13 protein-coding genes and 1 pseudogene are annotated in these 17,298 nt (G+C 46.1%); 5 read left to right on the forward strand and 9 right to left on the reverse strand.

The window, feature by feature from the left end; genetic code table 11:
* Window positions 1-285: 285 nt before the first annotated feature.
* From JGK39_RS18445 to JGK39_RS18460, 4 genes are all read right to left on the reverse strand, one after another.
* The gene (locus tag JGK39_RS18445) at window positions 286-1,701 is read right to left on the reverse strand and encodes a hypothetical protein (RefSeq protein ID WP_293251973.1); all 1,416 of its coding nucleotides are present in this window, start codon (window positions 1,699-1,701) and stop codon (window positions 286-288) included.
* A 172-nt stretch (window positions 1,702-1,873) separates the two neighbouring features.
* Window positions 1,874-2,977: a site-2 protease family protein gene (locus tag JGK39_RS18450; RefSeq protein WP_293251975.1), complete on the reverse strand. Its 1,104-nt coding sequence runs from the start codon at window positions 2,975-2,977 to the stop codon at window positions 1,874-1,876.
* A gap of 240 nt (window positions 2,978-3,217) precedes the next feature.
* On the reverse strand, window positions 3,218-4,858 hold the full coding sequence (locus JGK39_RS18455) for an AAA family ATPase (protein WP_293297016.1): 1,641 nt from the start codon (window positions 4,856-4,858) through the stop codon (window positions 3,218-3,220).
* Between the two features lie 197 nt (window positions 4,859-5,055).
* A complete protein-coding gene (locus tag JGK39_RS18460; RefSeq protein WP_293251979.1) occupies window positions 5,056-5,340 on the reverse strand; it encodes a DUF2470 domain-containing protein in 285 nt (94 codons plus the stop codon).
* 102 nt (window positions 5,341-5,442) lie between these two features.
* On the opposite strand from JGK39_RS18460, the gene JGK39_RS18465 reads away from it, so the two are divergent.
* Window positions 5,443-5,889, forward strand: a complete 447-nt coding sequence (locus tag JGK39_RS18465; protein WP_293251981.1) for a transcriptional regulator — start codon at window positions 5,443-5,445, stop codon at window positions 5,887-5,889.
* Window positions 5,890-6,288: 399 nt separating this feature from the next.
* Here JGK39_RS18465 and JGK39_RS18470 read toward each other — a convergent pair whose 3' ends face one another.
* The 3 genes and pseudogenes from JGK39_RS18470 to JGK39_RS18480 form a co-directional block, all read right to left on the reverse strand.
* Window positions 6,289-8,457, reverse strand: coding sequence for a flotillin family protein (locus tag JGK39_RS18470; RefSeq protein ID WP_293251983.1), 2,169 nt, complete (start codon window positions 8,455-8,457; stop codon window positions 6,289-6,291).
* Window positions 8,458-8,785: 328 nt separating this feature from the next.
* Complete coding sequence (locus JGK39_RS18475; RefSeq protein WP_293251985.1) at window positions 8,786-10,105, reverse strand: glycosyltransferase; 1,320 nt, start codon at window positions 10,103-10,105, stop codon at window positions 8,786-8,788.
* A 98-nt stretch (window positions 10,106-10,203) separates the two neighbouring features.
* Window positions 10,204-10,401 (reverse strand): annotated as a pseudogene (locus JGK39_RS18480) (zinc-ribbon domain containing protein); the annotation flags it as partial.
* A 313-nt stretch (window positions 10,402-10,714) separates the two neighbouring features.
* Here JGK39_RS18480 and JGK39_RS18485 point away from each other — a divergent pair.
* Window positions 10,715-10,882 carry a hypothetical protein gene (locus JGK39_RS18485; RefSeq protein ID WP_293251987.1) on the forward strand — a complete coding sequence of 56 codons (168 nt, stop codon included), beginning with the start codon at window positions 10,715-10,717 and terminating at the stop codon, window positions 10,880-10,882.
* 57 nt (window positions 10,883-10,939) lie between these two features.
* On the opposite strand, the gene JGK39_RS18490 is transcribed toward JGK39_RS18485, so the two are convergent.
* Window positions 10,940-13,288, reverse strand: a complete 2,349-nt coding sequence (locus JGK39_RS18490; protein ID WP_293251989.1) for a PhoX family phosphatase — start codon at window positions 13,286-13,288, stop codon at window positions 10,940-10,942.
* Window positions 13,289-13,504: 216 nt separating this feature from the next.
* Window positions 13,505-13,897, reverse strand: a complete 393-nt coding sequence (locus JGK39_RS18495; protein WP_293297019.1) for a hypothetical protein — start codon at window positions 13,895-13,897, stop codon at window positions 13,505-13,507.
* A gap of 354 nt (window positions 13,898-14,251) precedes the next feature.
* On the opposite strand from JGK39_RS18495, the gene folK reads away from it, so the two are divergent.
* From folK to JGK39_RS18510, 3 genes are all read left to right on the forward strand, one after another.
* A complete protein-coding gene (gene folK, locus JGK39_RS18500) occupies window positions 14,252-14,740 on the forward strand; it encodes a 2-amino-4-hydroxy-6-hydroxymethyldihydropteridine diphosphokinase (RefSeq protein ID WP_293251993.1) in 489 nt (162 codons plus the stop codon).
* Window positions 14,741-15,001: 261 nt separating this feature from the next.
* On the forward strand, window positions 15,002-15,550 hold the full coding sequence (locus JGK39_RS18505) for an NUDIX hydrolase (protein WP_293252300.1): 549 nt from the start codon (window positions 15,002-15,004) through the stop codon (window positions 15,548-15,550).
* A gap of 142 nt (window positions 15,551-15,692) precedes the next feature.
* Window positions 15,693-17,144, forward strand: a complete 1,452-nt coding sequence (locus tag JGK39_RS18510) for an FAD-binding domain-containing protein (protein WP_293251995.1) — start codon at window positions 15,693-15,695, stop codon at window positions 17,142-17,144.
* Window positions 17,145-17,298 lie beyond the last annotated feature (154 nt).

The following is a 17,298-nucleotide window of genomic DNA, read 5'->3' on the forward strand; positions in this document are numbered from 1 at the left end:
CTGCGAAAAATTCTTAAGAAAAGAGCGACAATCTGAGGGATCCGCACCTTATCCTATTTGTGAAAATCCTACCACATAATTTTTTTTATCTGAGTTAAATGGAGAGTTGTTTACCTACACGATGTGTAAGGTGCGTCGCTATCAGATTGCCGATTAAATTTAGGGATTTTTAGTGGCGACGCACCCTACGAATAGGAATGACTAATGACTAATGACTAATGACTGATGACTGATGACTAATGACTAATGACTAATGACTAATGACTGATGACTAATGACTAATGACTAATCTCGATCTTTTGAGATTTGTTTGTGTTGAGAAAAAACTCGACAGTTATTGAGGTCGATAAACAACTGTTCTTCTTGATGCTTGTCTGACATATTCACTAGATTGTATTGAACATTGTCTCCATAAATAGTTAGAGCAATCTGGCAAACTTCTAAAAATTTAATTAGCCACTGACATTCAGCAGCCGAGTTATCTTGATAGTATTCAATTAATCGAGCAAAACAAAGTTCTAAGTAGGTTTGGGAATAGGGGGAAATTAAAATTAACTTTAGCATCAAAATTGCTAGCATTAAAGGATTTAGTTGAGTGGCGAAAATTAGAAATAAGGCGGTTGGTTCCCCGGAATTTTCCACAGTTAAACATTTGATTAGATAATTGCAAGTTCTGAGCAACAGGCTACTGTTCAAACTTTCTTCGTCATTCTGCGGATGAAAATTATCTAAACTATTGATGAGTTCTTGGTGATAAATATCAGAACTATTTTTTTTTTCATGGTAATAACATAAATACTTAATTAGAGATTCCTTAAACTGCTTGTAGGTAATATTTTGACTCTGAGTGATAAAAATATTGGCTAAGCTCCGATAGTTCAACGAGCCTCGGTTGACCAAAATTATTTTGATTAAACGCAGGGCTTCCTCTCCTAAAAGTGTGGGATTATGAGAATTTTTTAATTTGAATGCGGCCGACTGAGAGCGAGATGTATACATTGCTAGGTCAAACTTATACTTGTCTTTTAACTTCTGGGACAATAGTTTGGCAGTTTGGCGTGCTTCGAGGGTGTTTTTAGTATCGAGATATTGGGTGGCTAGCAAATAAGGCTGATAGCGAGAAGTCCAGTGCTTTTCTACGGGCTGGTAGTCGCCGTACTTCAATACAAATAATTTGATGTTTTCATAGTCTTGGCTGCTGACAAATTTTCTCAGCGACACTTTCAGTCTTTTGAGAATATTGTCTGCCTGGGGTTCGCTGAGGGTGATCTCGCTAATAATTGTAATTAATTCCCGAGCAAGTTGGTATTGTTTGTTGGATATCCAGTTATTTAATAAGATGTAACAGCAGCGTTTAAATAAGTTGTTAAATTCTTGTTGACTGTTAAATTCAATTATTGTGTAGAGGGATTGAATTAATGTAGGGTTAACTGGAGCAATTAGTTCTATAAAGATTTTTTTGAATTCCTGGAGACTAATTTCTGGTTCCGAGTTGTTGATGTGATATATGAAAAATTTGTAAATAATCTCTTGAGCAGCAAAAACTGTCAGCTCCGATTTTTGTAATTGAGCTGTTGGTTGAGGCGATTTGCTACGCGATGGCTGCGCCTCACGCGCCTCGGGCAATATATTGTTTGTGAGAGTAGGGAGAACTTTTGACTCTTGGGTTTGGGATTGAGAGGAAACGTCCTGAGATGGCATACCGTCTTCGCTCAGATGATCAATACACTATTATAGTTATTTATTGCTGATTTGCAGCTAATAATTTAGTATTTGATTTGACTTTTGGGTAGCTACAGTTAAGCCCCCCGATCGCCCTTTTGGTAAGGAAAATCGAGGGGGCTAACTGTTATTTTTCAAGTATCTGAGGGTATTAAGCGGGGTTAGCTTGAGCTCGTCTTTGTAGCAGGCGGGCGATTTCTGCTTTTTCTACAAGCCCGACGAGGACGCCGTTTTCGCCTGTGACGGGGAGTTCTTGGACTTTGAGTTGTTCGAGGAGGTTGACGACTTCGAGGAGGGATAATTCGGGTTTGACGGTGGTGGAAAATTCGATCGGCTTCAGGAGTTCTTTAACTTGAACTTGGGGCCAGCTTCCGGTGGGGATGGTTTTCATGTCGTCAAGGTCGATCGCCCCTACCAATTGTCCCGCATCATCGGTAACTAGGAACCGGCGCCAGGTGTGAGTGCTACCGATGACGTAGTTGTTGGCAAATTCTCTGAGGGATAAGTTTTCTGGGACGATCGGGCTTTCGGCAGTCAAAGCATCTGCGGCTGTCAGCCCTGCGAGTTCATTTTGGACTGTGGCATATTGTGCAGACTGACCGGCATTTTGCAGCAAGAACCAACCGATTACTAGATTCCAAATATTGCCGAAGATGCCTGTAGCAATGGCAATCCAGCCAATGATTTGACCGACGCGGCTAGCAAAAATTATGCCTTTGTAAGGGTTGCCGGTAATCTTCCAGACGATCGCTTTGAGGATGTTGCCGCCGTCGAGGGGCAAGCCGGGAATGAGGTTAAATAAGGCTAAAGCTAGGTTGATGGAAGCTAAAAGTTGGACGATGGCTGCTGCGGGGCCTGTGAGGGCTGCACCGACTCCGATAACTGTTAACAAACCAGCCAAAAATAAGCTAACTAACGGGCCTGCAATCGCTACCCAAAAGGCTTCTGCTGGGGTTTTCGATTCTCTTTCCAAATTAGCCAGTCCGCCAAACAGAAATAGCGAAATCGATTTCACGCCAATTCCCTGTTTGATAGCTACCCAACTGTGTCCTAATTCGTGGGCTAAGACGGAAGCAAATAACAGTAATGCTGCGAATAATCCCAGCAGCCACGGCGCTACGGGGCCTAAGGTGGGAAACAGGCCAGCTAGTGCACCGCCGTACTGCCAGGTTACTAAACCCAGAACTAAGAACCAAGAAGCGTTGACAAAAAAGGGAATTCCAAACAGGTTGCCGACGCGAAATGTACCGTTCATAATGGCTACCTCTGATATTATGGGGGAGAGTTTTTTGCTCTCTGTTTCCTTATCGTAACGAAATGTAACTGAGATGTTAATGCTGCAATTAGGGTGGTATCCGTCTGCGGAGGTTCGGTTTGCGGCAGAATGAGCGTTGAGTTAGGTTCGATCGTTCGGACTTCAGTCCTCAGGTTTGTAGTGAGGACTTCAGTCCTCAGAATTAAGGACTAAAGTCCGAACGATCGAACCGAATTTAAGTTAATTGTCGATCGCATCTCCTCCCAGCGGCCTGCTGTAGCGTTTCAATTCATCAATCAATCGAGTATCGTTAGAAGCTGTTCTCGCGCCTGCTTCGGCCGCCCAGCGCTTCAAATCTTCAATTTGCGATCGCGCGATCGCAGCTAAAGGTACAGTATCCTCGATCGACCTCAAAACATCCTCCGTCGTCAAATCTCGGCGCTGCCCGTTCACAAAAGTGCCAAAAGCGCGGTACAATCCATCAATCACCACTTGCTCAATTTCCGCACCGCTAAAATTCTCAGCAGACTTCGCCAAAATTGCCAAATCAAAATCGCGCAATCTAGTCGGGCGCAAACGCTGCAAATGCACCTTAAAAATATCTTGGCGTTCCGATTCCGAGGGCAAATTCAAAAAGAAAATCTCATCAAACCTGCCCTTTCTCAGCAACTCAGCCGGCAAAATCCGCACGTTATTTGCAGTTGCTACAATAAACACCGGGCTGGTTTTTTCCTGCATCCAAGTGATCAAACTGCCGAATACCCGGCGCGAAGTTCCCGAATCGCCGTCGCCGCCGTTGATAATGTTGCCGAAGGCTTTATCTATTTCATCGATCCACAAGACGCAAGGTGCGATCGCCTCTGCCAATTGTATCATTTGCCGAACGCGGCTTTCGCTTTCCCCGACAATCCCGCCAAACAATCTCCCAGTATCCAATCGTAACAGCGGCAAACGCCATTCACAAGCAATAGTTTTCGCAGATAAAGATTTGCCAGTTCCTTGAATTCCTACTAACAAAACGCCCTTAGGATTGGGTATACCGTAGCGGCGCGCCTCGTCTGTAAAAGCATCTTGCCGCATCTTTACCCACTGCTTCAAATTCTCCAATCCGCCCACATTTTTCAGGGATTCTCGGGAATTGAAAAATTCCAAAATTCCTGTTTGGCGAATAGCTTGCTGTTTCTCTTCCAAAACTCCATCAATATCTGACTCGTTAATTTGCTGTTTGGCTGCCAAAGCTTTAGCTAAAACCCGCCCGATGCGAGCGCGGCTCAAACCTTGACAAGCTTTAACTAACTGTTCCTTTGCTAAGCCGCTAACTTGCAACTGTTCCGGCTTTTCCACAACGTGGGAAATTAAACGATCTATTTCTTGGACGTTGGGTAAAGGGAAATCAATTACTGTTACTTCTTCTTTCAATTCTTCTGGCAATTCTAGTGCGTGAGAAGTGAGGACGATTGTTTTTTTGCTGCGCTTCAATTCCCGCGTTAAATTTCGCAATTCCCGGATTACCGGAGCATTTTTGTCGGTGTAGGGAGATTTTAAAACTGGGTGCAAATCCCGCAGTACAAATATGGTATATTCTTCAACAGCGGTCTTGCCGATGCGATCGAGGGCCGCCATTACCGAACCTTTCCCGGAACCGTTATCTTCCCAGCCGCGCACGATATCCCAGAACAATACTCGGCGCGGTGGTGTTACTTGCAGGGCTACTTGGGCAATTACAGCTTCGACTGGTTCCTCTTCGGCGCCGACAATGTACAGCAGGGAGTAGCGGGCGCGAATCATCAAATCTAGTCGCTTTACGAGTGCATCGAAAGGGTTATTTTGACGGGCATTGATGGCATCGAATTCTCTGGGTTGGGTGTATTGTTCTGTCATTTTATTTGATATATTAGATGTAAATTTAACGATATTAAATATTTTGTTTGTAGTAAGGACTTTAGTCCTTCTTAAGAATTTAACCGGACTAAAGGTTTGTAGTACGGACTTTAGTCCGTATCGAGGATTTAAACGGACTAAAGTCCGTACTACGAACGAACGAACCTTGAAATTATAACAGAATAGGGATAATTTGGCTACTTAGCAGCTTTGCGGGCTTGTTTCACCATGTCAATGAGAGTGTGGTGGGCATCTTCGGCGTCTGTTAAAGTGCGATCGAACTTTACTCTGACTGGTACTATTTCATCATTGACTTGAGCGGTTAAATCCATACCGTTGGCATCAATGGCGAGCATTTGAGCTGATGTCGCCTCGGGTTGGCCGCCGTAGGCTTGAGCGTACAAAACTACGGCGCTAGCGTGATCGTCGTTCATGTGAGTGCAGATGCGATCGCTAATTTCGGTGGAAAACTGGTCTGACATGGGAGATTCCTCATATGCAATATTGCGATCGATTGTACTGCGATTTGCGCGATCGGAGAGTATAGATGATAATATTGTGTTCTATTAAGAGTGAATAATCTCATGAATAACTCTAATGCTTATATTGAATTGCTTAAATCATTTCCACCGCGACCCATAACTGTCGAGTCAGAATTAATCGCAACTCAAGAAACGATCGACTCTCTGTTAGACAAAGGCGAACTGACTCCCGACGAACGCGATTATCTCAACGTACTCGGAACCCTGGTTTATGAATACGAGCAAACTTTAGAACCTATTCCTGATATTTACGGGATAGAACTGTTAAAAGGTTTGATAGAAGAATTTGACCTCAGACAAAAAGACCTCCTTCCTATTTTCAAAACAGAGTCTATTGTTTCTGATATTCTGCATAAAAAGCGCGAACTCACCACTGAACACATACAAAAACTTGCTGAGTTTTTCTGTGTCTCGCCGGCTGCATTCTTTCCACTAAATCCAGCATCCAAGAATTCCCAGCCTATAGAATTGGTGTCTACACAAACATAGAATTTACGGCGAATATAATTCGCGTTTACACAAATATAGAATTTCCAGACGGCGGTTGAAACCGCGTCTATACAAACGAATTGGGCCTCCGCAGAATGAAGAAAATAACGTAATTTTAGCGGCTCATTCTTCAACCCGCGTCCGGCGGGTTTCGTTTGTATAGACGCGAATTCTATTCGCCGTCTTACACAAACAGAGAATTACCAGATAATACGGCGGTTGAAACCGCGTCTATACAAACGAATTCTGCCTCCGCAGAATGAAGAAAATAACGTAATTTTAGCCACTCACTCTTCAACCCGCGCACCATCCGGGTTTTGTTTGTATAGCTGCGAATTCTATTCGCCGAGTCTTCTCTACGAATGATTAAATACGAATCATTCAAATTCCCCAAACCATCTAACTCAAAGATTTATCGTCAAACGGCAATTCATCAAACAGCGAATCAATATCAGACTCCGCAACAGCCTCAGACTTCGCCACAGGCGGCTTGCTTGAATGCACCTTTGCTACAGGTAACTTGGCCGCAGGTTCCAAAACAGCAGGCTGGGATTTCTCCAACTTAACTATCGGTAACTCCCCGCCATTTTCTCCATTTTTGCTCGTTTGATTCCACATCATCATTCCCAGCAAACCGTCAACCAAGCCGCCGCCGCTACCGTTGCCGCTAACTGCAACATCCGGTACAACTCGCACGTTGCGATCGCCTATAATTTGCATTAACTGCAAAGCTGTATAACCGGAACCGCCCAAAGCCACAACACCCGCGCGGTAAGCTTCAGCTTGAGCGTTTCCTTTTACCCGGATAGATTCAGCCTCGCCTTGAGCTTGTTTCACCTGAGAATTCGCTTTCAACTCAGAAATCTTCACGCCTTGTTCCGATTTCACCATCTCTTGTTGAATCTCGGCTAAAGCTGTTTCTCTTACCAATTGTTGCCGCTGAGTTTGTGCTATTTGCTGCACCTCATACGTCTTGCACTGTTCCTCGGCAATTTTGCGATCGGTTTGAGTTTGCATCAACTCAGCAGGCGGCAAAATATCCCCGATTAAAGTATCAATTGCTTGCACGTCGTAGGTGCGTAAAGCTGCTTTGATATACTCGGCGGCTTCCGCTTGTCTGCCGCTTCTTGCTGAGAGAAAATCTAATACAGAATAAGCTTGAGCCGAATTGCGGAAATAATTGCCGATTGTCGGCTGCAAAACGTGGTCTACTAAATTCTGCATCGAACCGACGCGAGAGATGACTTTCGGAGCATCCAAAGCTCCGACGTGAATGATTTGAGCTACTTCTAAATCAAAGGCAAAACCGTCTTGAGAACGCACGGTTAAAGATGAAAGTTTAGAGTCGTAACTGTGCCGTTCTGTTTTGCCAGACCAGTTCAATACAATATTAGTAGTTGGCACTAATTCTACTTTCAAAATGCGAGTATTCAGCGGATGTTTCCCCGGATACAGAGGAGTCACCCACACGCCTTTGTTGCCGACATTTACTAAGTTTCCGTGGGTGAAAGCTGCGCCGCTGACATCTTCCGAGGTTTTGCCGACATAGGAAATCACCGCGCCGACATAGCCGATCGGGATTTCGGTCATTGCGACTTGCTCAACCCCGACAAACCAGGGGTTTAAGTTCCACGAACCGGAGAGCAAAACCTGTTCCTGCAAACCGCGCCGCCCGCCGCCGCCGATAAATTTTTGTGCGTTTTGGAAGTTGTCGTGATTTGGAATAATCGGGCCGGCAATTTCACCGTCTTGAATCGGCACGCCGTCATAGGTTGTAACAATTCCTACTTTATCGGGGGCAATTTTGTACAGCTTCAATTGTTCTGCTGTCATCCCGTGTTTGGGAGCGTTAGCTGCTGTGATTACGGTAAATAATGCCGTATTTATTCGATAGCTACCGCCTGTCAAGATTCCGAGTTGTCTGCCTTTTTCACCGCCTGCTTTCAGGAATTTGCGAGCATCTTGAAAATTGTCGCATTCTGTGAATTTCCCGAGGATTCGCTGGGGCGGAATTGACTCGCCACCTGCTGCGATAATCAGGGCAATTTCACCTTGGGGAACTACGGTTAGAGATTCTTTGCGGACGTTATATTGCAAAGGCCAATAACCCCAATGCCAGCCGGGGGGTAATGTATCGGCTTGATATCCCGCTTCTCCGTTTAAGGCAATTAAATCGCCTGCGGGTAAAGATTTGCCACCGAAGCTAAACTTTTTGCTGACAATTCCTACTTCGCGATCGCCAATTACGACTAATCCGCCAAAAAATAGCGGTAGCACTAGGATAATTATCATACCGCCGATCGCGATCGGGATAAATCCACCTCCATCGAGCTGCATTGTCTGCACGGGAACAGTCGCGCGCAACTGCCCTAGCTGCAAGCTAGAATCGGGTTTTGCTGCTAGCTGGATCGAGGTTTGAGTTGCAGGGGGGATATCGCCAGCAGCTAATACCGGCGAGGGTTTCAAACTGGTTGTGGCGCTGAGGGCTAAAGATGCCGAAACAGCGGCTGCAAACTGTTTTAAAATGCGGGCTTTGACTTGAGATTTGGGCAAAAGTGAATAAAGCATTTTTTTTGATACGAGCTAATTTGTCCTATTAGCTCTACCTTAGCCTTGCTCCCAAGTTTTGACGTAAAACTTAAGGTCTTATTTGTCATTACTTCCCGTCATAATAGTCATACTTATCAGTAAAAATACTTAGGATTCAGAGCGCGCGCACAACTCAAGAAACCGGGTTTTTGTGGGTTTTGTCGCCTGTAACGAAGTATCTCGAACAAACCCGGTTTCTGACCACCCATGCGTAAATCCTAGGCTGGGTATTGTGCCAAACTACAAGCTGACAATCCCCCGTTTTAACGCGGCAATGGCGGCTTGCGATCATTTGAGATTTGATATTTTAGATTTGAGATTGATTGGAGATTTGAGAAGCCAAGACAGGTTTTCCAGTCAAGACAACCTGTTCGATAATATCAGCAGCGTGCTTAACTCCGCCCGATCGCGCGTAAGCGTTGCCCTCGAAGAGGATCGCCCCTTGCATCTCCACCGCCCTTTGTTTGTACGACTTTTGCGTCAGCACTGTCTCAATTGCCGATCGCAATTTAGCAACACTCAACTCCTTCAGAGAAACCACTTCACCAACACCAGTATAAGCAATCCGCGCAGCAATTCCAGGCTGGTCGTTCGCCACAGGAATTGCCACCATCGGCACTCCATTTCTCAAAGATTCCAGAGTTGTATTCATCCCAGCGTGAGTAATCGTAAGAGTTGCTTTTTGTAGCAGTTCTAATTGCGGTGCATAGCCAACAACAATCGCATTTCCCGCCAATTGCGGCAAGGATTCGGGAGTAGCACCACCACCGAGATCGATGACCAATTGAGCGTCTAATCCTTCACAAGCAGACGCGATGGTTTGAAAAACATTTAGCAAGCGATTTTGAATAGTTCCCATCGAGGCATAAATCAATGGTTTGCCAGTTAATTGTTCAAAAGGGAAAGAAACTGGTTGGCGCAGCGCAGGATTGTGTAAATGGCCGACGAAATGGAAATGTGGGGGTAAACTTTGCCGGGGAAAATTAAATTCAGGCGGTTGCTGGCTGATTTGAGCCAGTTTAGAGTAATAATCGTTCGGGTGATTGTAGAGAGGTAATTTCCACTCTTTGCGAGACTGGGCGATCGTCTTGCGAATCGGTTTTGCAAGCACTTCTACTAACCGAAAGCCGAGTCGATTGCGCCAGCGCCCTTTCCAAGTAGGATTGTATTGCCAAGTAGTGAAAATTGGAGGAATGTTGGGTTCTCGATTCAGCATCAACCCACTACATATAGTTACAAAAGGAATGTTAAGAATATCCGCAACCGTTCCTCCTTCCAGTGAATATTGGTCTACAAGCAAAGCTTCTACACCTGCCTTTTTAATAGTGGGTGGAGCCTCTCTGAGCATAACAGCCGAAGTTTTTGGAACATTTTTAAGATTATATTGCAACGCATTCAGTCCGCTGAGTTTCCCCATTTCGGTTAAGATTTTTGTACTGGCACCGAGGGGAAATTCATCTTCAGCTAATGCCTGAAATTCTAAGCCGCTGGCTAGAGTTTTTGCTTTGGCATCAAGGAAGTTAAATACCGTGACTCGATGACCTCGGTGTAGGAGTTCGCTGCCCAAAGTTGTCATGGTGTTGAGGTGGCCCGTGGATGCCGGACAGAGGATGCCGAAGTGGGTCATTAGTAAAGGCTCCTGTGAGTTAATTTTTTTGTAACATTATATCCTTCATATGTGTGTTTTTTGTTGCGGGGCGATTCGTTACCAATACTGTAATAGGTCTAACGATCGCCTAACTCTTCTTTCCGTTTCCGTCCTGCTTCACATCGGCGGCGTTGCTCTTCTTTTTCGGCACGGCGTTTCTGACGACAATCGCGACAGCGAACGGCATGGGCGTACATCGATCGCTTCGCCACTTCATACCACCACTTTTGCTGTTCTGCCGTCCAAATTTGTGGCTTGCCACAGTCCGCACACGAAAATTTTAGATCTTTATAATAAGTGGGCGGATCCTAGGAGTTATTGCGAGCTTGTTCGCTCATGTCAGCGGGGATTCGTCGGGGCGGTGGGCGAGCTTTTTCGCTGTTAACTTCGCGATATTTCTGAAGACAATTCCGACATTTGAATGCTTTTAAACTGGTAAATTCTTTCTCCACCTCGTACAACCACTTCTGCTGTTCGGCAGTCCAAATTTATTGTTTCCCGCAGTCCGCACAGTGAAGTTTTCGATCTTCATAATAAATCGGAACTCCGCGATCGATGTTGGGAGCCCGTTGAGATCGATCGGCAAGAATGCGTCGCGACGTTGGATTGGGTTCGGCAGATTTTGCTTGCGGAATCGATATCGATTTTGACCGAATGGATTGTAAAAGTCTCGATCGCTTCAGAGTCATCACACAAATCCGGGCGAAGGCTGATATCCTCATCATACTTGGCTCTCCTGGATTTCAGGAAAAGTAAGGACACGGCAATGCCGTGTCCCTACAGATGCTCGCCTACAATAAGCAGCCGATCGCCCTAAACAAACTGGCCAGTGGGACTTGTTCGCAGGCGGCGAATTCCAATCACCGACGGCATCGGCGATCGCCTGCGATCGTTCTCAATATTGCTCGGCCACAAACTCCCCCGCGAAACAGTGCGAGTTTGATTAAAAACAGCACCGTTTAAATCCAACATCTCAATTTGGCGGCGCAACACAGTACCGTCATCGATCGGACAATCTTCCCCCGGATGCTGCACCGAAAGCAGCAGCGTATCTCCGACAAAAGTCGGCCCCGTCATCTCGCACCGATTCGGCCCCTGAGCAAACGGAATTACAGTTCCCGCATTCGGCCCGTTCGTTGGAATGTAAAACAGCCAATTGTTGCCGAAAACACCAGTAAAATCAGACACGTTTCCAGTTTTCGTGTGGTCGATCGCACTTGGCTTACCAACAGCACCCACATCAAAACCGTTGTGCCCAGAAGTAGACATATCAGTCACACCCCAAATATTGCCTTGAGGGTCAAAAGCCAAATTGTCCACATTAGCAAATCCCGCCCCAGCTACTGTGCCGGCTTCTCCGCCTTGGGCCAAACGCTGCCAGCGGAAAGTCAAACCAGCACCGTCGGGACTGTCTTCAATTATTTTGTAAAGTCCTCCCGACTGCTGATTGCTGTTGACTGCGCTACCGTATTTCGCAACATTAAAAATGCGAGAATCTGGATAGCCATCGCTTCCCGGTGCGCCGTCAGTATAAGCAATGAAAACTTCCTTAGTAGTAGGATTAACTTCCAAATCTTCCGGCCGCGCCGTCGGAGTCCCGCCAATCAAATTAGCAGCTAAAAAAGCATCAACTAAAACCGCACCTTGGCTGCTGTAGAAATTAGCAAGAGTTTTATTCCTGTAGCCGGGAAGTGCTGTTGCTTCATTAGTTGTATCTGCTACAAAAGAACCGCCATCTTCGGTTTGATCGGCAATTCCGGCGCGTTTTGGCAAGCGAGTATTTGCATCTCTTTGAGCTTTGCCAAAAGTTGCCAATTCGGCCTCGCCCATTTTGGTTGGACGCACCGGATTTGTCTGGGTATTGATTGTCAGCGGCAGCCATCTTCCCGCACCGTTGCGGTTGTATTGGGCGACGTACAAAACGCCGTCTTCAAACAAGCGGCTGTTGCTTTTATCTGCGGGGTTTGTGACAGTACCGTTGCTGACAAATTTCCAGGTGTGTCCGCCGCGCCGATCGTCCCCCATGTACACTACTAACTTGCGGCCTGCTTCGGCCCGCATGGCGACGTTTTCGTGGCGGAAACGGCCTAAAGCGGTGTGTTTGCGGGGGCGGAAACTCGGATCTTGGGGATCGACTTCTACCATCCAGCCGTATTTTTCGCCGACTAAGCCGAATTCTTCGCCCGTAGTGCCCTTGGCGTAGCCGGTTTGGCCGCCGTTGGGTTTGATGTTTTCCTGAACTCCCACGAAAAATAGTTCGCTACCTTGGAAGTTTTCTTCGGCGGAGAGGATTGTTCCCCAAGGGGTGGTGCCGCCGGAACAGTTGTATGCTGTGCCGATGATGCGGTTGCCGAGTCCGTCGCTGTTGACTGTTGCGAAGACTTGGGTGGCTGCGGGGCCCGTGCCTGTGAGATAGTTGTTGTCGCCTTGTCTGGTTCCCCATCCGGTGACTGCTTTGTATTTATCGCTGCGCTGACTGTTGATTCCGAGGCCGGAAAGTCCGTGGATGCGTCGGTTGAGGGAGTCGCGGGGAATGGCTGCAAAGCGTCCGTCAGCTTGTTTGGTGATGCGGACGATCGATCCGCCGAGGTTGTACAGGAATTCGCCGAGGGTAGCCTGATTTTTTACGGATAAGTCTATACCGAGGACGGCGCGATCGCTCGCTGGAAAAGATGCCACATCCGCCGGGGCTTCGGGCGCGATTTTCGACATCGGGAAGGATACGTACTCGTGGTTAACCCACAGATAGCCGTCGTCATTGCTGCCGCGCAGCCCGACAAAGCCCGTGTAGTCGTTGTTGTAGCCGAAATAGTCTGCCGGATCGGGAAAAACGCGATCGCCCCAGCGGAGAATCACGTAACGTTCGTATTCCGGCGGCACAACCACATCGTCAACCACGCTGTAGCTGGTTAATTTAGTATCCCCCGACGCACTCATCACAGTCCCCTGTCCGTTCAAAGCCGTCGGCATGAAACTCGACAGTTCTCGATAAATTGGCAGCGGGTGGGGAAGTCTTAGAGGAGTGAAAGATGTCGGAACTACAGCTTCGGCAGCGCTGGAATTGATGCCGAACAATGTTTGAGTTAGCTTAGGAGCAAGCACGGTGGTAGCTGCACTGCTACCGAAGAAAATGAGCAGTTGTCGGCGAGTTATTTTAGACATAAATTCCTTTTCAACCCAACATCCCTAGTCTTACGAGTCTCAATAGAAATTTACTACTGTTAAATTAAGGATAGTTAAACTTTTGGTTAATTAAACTCTGGAAATCTTTTAGTTAACCATAGGTTAAATAGCTGTTCGTAGTGCGGACTTAAGTCCGCTCCATATTGCGGACTGAAGTCCGCACTACGAACTGATGCTAATCGACCGGACAGGACATTAATCATCTCGAAAAGCCGGATCGTTTTGTCGGGATGCCGATCGACTGGGCGCAGGTACATTAATCCTTTGCGAAGGCCCATAATTTGCCGGCGAGATATTGGGTTCTATGAATCCCAGCAGCACTTTAGCATCGGCAAAATATCTAGTCCACTGTTCGATGCTCGAATTTTTCTGCCACTGGCTGCGGGATACTCTCGATCGCAAAACCGGAACAAACTGTCGGCTGCGATCGGCTGTAACTATCACTGTAACTTCTGTCAATCCCGGATTTTCTTGAAACTGGCGGGCGATCGACTCTTTAACCAAATCTTCCGCCTGCTGCACTAAACTTGCATAAGATTGACTGCCGTCCGAATCTAGGGTAAGATAGCTTTCCTTAGTTTCTGCCAAAGATACTGATATACTTGCGGCAAAAAAGACCGTTGCTAAAATAAAATTTGAAAATAAGCGCCGGTGCAAATTCATTATTTTTTTAACTAAATGCTGACACTTGTCAATGATAATCAATAAAAATTAACACCTAATTAAGCTGAGATTAAAAAACTCAGGACTGACGACGCATTAAGACTAAAGAAACCGGGTTTTTGGCTCTTTCTGCGGGCTGCGAAGTATTTGCGTAAAAAACCCGGTTTCTGACTGCGCCTGCCTCCAAGACTGATAATATTTTGTAGAGTCGGCTTTCCCCCTGAAGTCAATCCGTTAAATCCGTTATAAAATCCGTTGCCGAACTTCCTTCTTCCTGCAATGAAATTAACAAAATGCGCGATCGCCCTCGGTAGCAACTTAGGCGACTCCCTCGCCACCCTCAAAAGCGCGATCGCAACTCTCAACAACACCCCAGAAATCGCCGTAAAATCTCATTCTAGCTGGTATCAAACCGCCCCCGTCGGGCCGCCGCAACCCGATTACATCAACGCCTGTGCCATCCTAGAAGTTGCACTAGAACCACAACAAGTGCTAGCAACTTTATTAGAAGTTGAAATAAAATTTAATCGGATTCGCCGCGAAAAATGGGGGCCGAGAACCCTCGACCTAGATTTGCTGCTGTACGATGATTTAATCCTAGAAACTCCGACACTGACTGTGCCTCATCCGCGGATGACCGAAAGAGCTTTTGTATTAGTACCTTTAGCAGAAATAGCGCCGGATTGGGTGCATCCTGTGACGAAAAGTGCGATCGGGCAACTCCTGAAAAATGTAGACTGTTCGGGAGTCGAAAAAATGAAAGTGTAGAAATTGAGCAAAATTCCGGGCTGATAGCAGTCAAAAAAATCACTTCTGGACGTATAAATACCCAAGAAACCGGGTTTTTTACCAAGATTAAAGGCTATCAACCAGTATTTTTGGCAAAAAACCCGGTTTCTGCGTCCAAGACTGTGCCAATCTAAAATCTAAAATCTAAAATCTAAAATCTAAAATCTAAAATCTAAAATGGTATTGGATCGCCTATGATGTCTTAAATCGGTGCAATCCAACATTATTCGCTTCTCGCTTATGTCGATCGGTCAAGAACTACCCCAACTCCTCAAACAGCGCCTATTTTACCAAGGGCGCAAATTCAACTTCGACGTAGCCAGCCTCCGCCTTCCCAACGGTTCCGAAGGCGACTGGGAATGTATTCGCCACCCAGGCGGAGCACTGGCAGTTCCCGTCACCCCCGAAGGTAAACTCGTCTTAGTGCGACAATACCGCTTCGCCGCCAAAGGGCGGATTTTAGAATTCCCCGCAGGTACAGTCGAAATCAACGAAAGCCCCGCCGAAACAATCAAACGCGAAATCGAAGAAGAAACCGGATATCGCGCCGGAAAATGGCGGGAATTAGGCAAATTTATGCTCGCACCCGGTTATTCCGATGAAATAATTTATGCTTTTTTAGCACAAGATTTGGTCAAACTAGAAAAGCCGCCAGAACAAGATGACGATGAAGACATGGAGACAGTTTTATTCACTCCAGAAGAATTAGAAAAAGCCATCTTAGCTGGCGAACCAATTGACGCCAAATCAATTTCTAGCTTTTTCTTAGCGCGTCCATTTTTGACTTAAATAGGACTTAGGAAAAAAAACCCGGTTTCTTATAAAAATCCTGCATCAAACCGATAAATCTTAACTTAGAAACCGGGTTTTTGACCCCGCGCGTGTCCAGGACTGTAAAATCTAAAATCTAAAATCTAAAATCTAAAATCGAATGTCTGATTTAATTTTATTTTGGCACCGCCGCGACTTGCGTATTTCTGACAACATTGGACTAGCAACAGCGCGCCAGCAAAGCCTGAAAGTAGTTGGAGTTTTTTGTCTCGATCGCAACATTCTCGATCGATCTGACGTAGCGCCAGCCCGAGTCACCTACACGATCGGCTGCTTGCAAAAACTATCCTCGCGTTACAGCGAAGCAGGCAGCCAATTGCTGATACTTCAAGATGACCCGATTCTCGGAATACCGAAATTAGCAACAGCGATTAATGCTAAAGCAGTATTTTGGAACTGGGATGTAGAACCCTATTCAAAAGAGCGCGATCGAAATGTATCAAACGCCCTCCAACAAGCAGGAATTAAAGTTAAAAATTTTTGGGATCAAATCCTGCACGCCCCGGACGAAATTCGCAGCGGTACAGGACAACCCTACACAGTTTATAGCCCTTTTTGGAAAAACTGGAACAGCAAACCCAAAGCCCAACCAGTAGAGACGCTGCCGATAACTTATCTGGAATTAATGACCGGATTAACCGCAGAAGAACAATCAATCGCCAACCGAGCAGGTGCACTTGAAACACTGCCAACTGCCTCTAGTTTGGGATTTATTTGGGAAAATCCATTAGTAATAGAACCCGGAGAAGATGCAGCGCAAAAAAAATTAGAAGAATTTTGCGATCGCACAATTTACGAATATCAAGAAGAGCGCAATTTCCCCGCAGTTACGGGCACATCCCAACTCAGCGCCGCCCTCAAATTTGGTGCAATAGGCATCCGCACTGTTTGGCAAGCTACTCAGAGAGTAATGGACACTTGCCACAGCGAAGAAGCGCGAACAAGCATCCGCACTTGGCAACAAGAAATAGCGTGGCGGGAATTTTACCAACACGCGATGTATAACTTCCCTGAATTAGCAGATGGGCCCTACCGTCAAGTATTCAAAGACTTTCCGTGGGAGAACGATGAAAAGCTGTTTCAAGCTTGGTGCAGGGGCAAAACTGGCTATCCAATTATCGACGCGGCAATGCGGCAGTTAAATCAGATTGGTTGGATGCACAATCGCTGCCGCATGATAGTTGCTAGTTTCCTCACCAAAGATTTAATTATTAACTGGCAGTGGGGCGAAAAATATTTCATGCAAAAATTGATTGATGGCGACCTTTCTGCTAACAACGGCGGCTGGCAGTGGAGCGCATCGAGCGGAATGGATCCGAAACCTTTGCGAATATTCAATCCTGCGAGTCAAGCTCAAAAATTTGACCCGGAAGGGGAATATATTCGGCACTGGGTTCCAGAATTGCGCCGAGTTGATACTAAACTTTTGCTAACAGGAAATATTTCACCTATAGAACGCCGGCTGCTTCATTATCCCGATCCGATCGTAGACCACAATCAGCAGCAGCGCAAGTTTAAGGAACTTTTCAAACAGCAAAAAATCGTTGAGTAAGTAGATGTTTTTTGGTTTGTAGTGAGGACTTTAGTCCTTCTTTATCCCAACTTAGAGGACTGAAGTCCTTACTACGAACCTAATAGGACTGAAGTCCTTACTACGAACCTAATAGGACTGAAGTCCTTACTACGAACCTAATAGGACTGAAGTC

This window comes from Microcoleus sp. PH2017_12_PCY_D_A, assembly GCF_020738565.1.
In the GTDB taxonomy this organism is placed as follows: domain Bacteria; phylum Cyanobacteriota; class Cyanobacteriia; order Cyanobacteriales; family Microcoleaceae; genus Microcoleus.

Coding starts and splice junctions, on each gene's coding strand:
- JGK39_RS18445 (WP_293251973.1), bottom strand. CDS start 1,701: ATGCCATCTCAGGACGTTTCCTCTCAATCCCAAACCCAAGAGTCAAAA.
- JGK39_RS18450 (WP_293251975.1), bottom strand. CDS start 2,977: ATGAACGGTACATTTCGCGTCGGCAACCTGTTTGGAATTCCCTTTTTT.
- JGK39_RS18455 (WP_293297016.1), bottom strand. CDS start 4,858: ATGACAGAACAATACACCCAACCCAGAGAATTCGATGCCATCAATGCC.
- JGK39_RS18460 (WP_293251979.1), bottom strand. CDS start 5,340: ATGTCAGACCAGTTTTCCACCGAAATTAGCGATCGCATCTGCACTCAC.
- JGK39_RS18465 (WP_293251981.1), top strand. CDS start 5,443: ATGAATAACTCTAATGCTTATATTGAATTGCTTAAATCATTTCCACCG.
- JGK39_RS18470 (WP_293251983.1), bottom strand. CDS start 8,457: ATGCTTTATTCACTTTTGCCCAAATCTCAAGTCAAAGCCCGCATTTTA.
- JGK39_RS18475 (WP_293251985.1), bottom strand. CDS start 10,105: ATGACCCACTTCGGCATCCTCTGTCCGGCATCCACGGGCCACCTCAAC.
- JGK39_RS18485 (WP_293251987.1), top strand. CDS start 10,715: ATGCGTCGCGACGTTGGATTGGGTTCGGCAGATTTTGCTTGCGGAATC.
- JGK39_RS18490 (WP_293251989.1), bottom strand. CDS start 13,288: ATGTCTAAAATAACTCGCCGACAACTGCTCATTTTCTTCGGTAGCAGT.
- folK (WP_293251993.1), top strand. CDS start 14,252: ATGAAATTAACAAAATGCGCGATCGCCCTCGGTAGCAACTTAGGCGAC.
- JGK39_RS18505 (WP_293252300.1), top strand. CDS start 15,002: ATGTCGATCGGTCAAGAACTACCCCAACTCCTCAAACAGCGCCTATTT.
- JGK39_RS18510 (WP_293251995.1), top strand. CDS start 15,693: ATGTCTGATTTAATTTTATTTTGGCACCGCCGCGACTTGCGTATTTCT.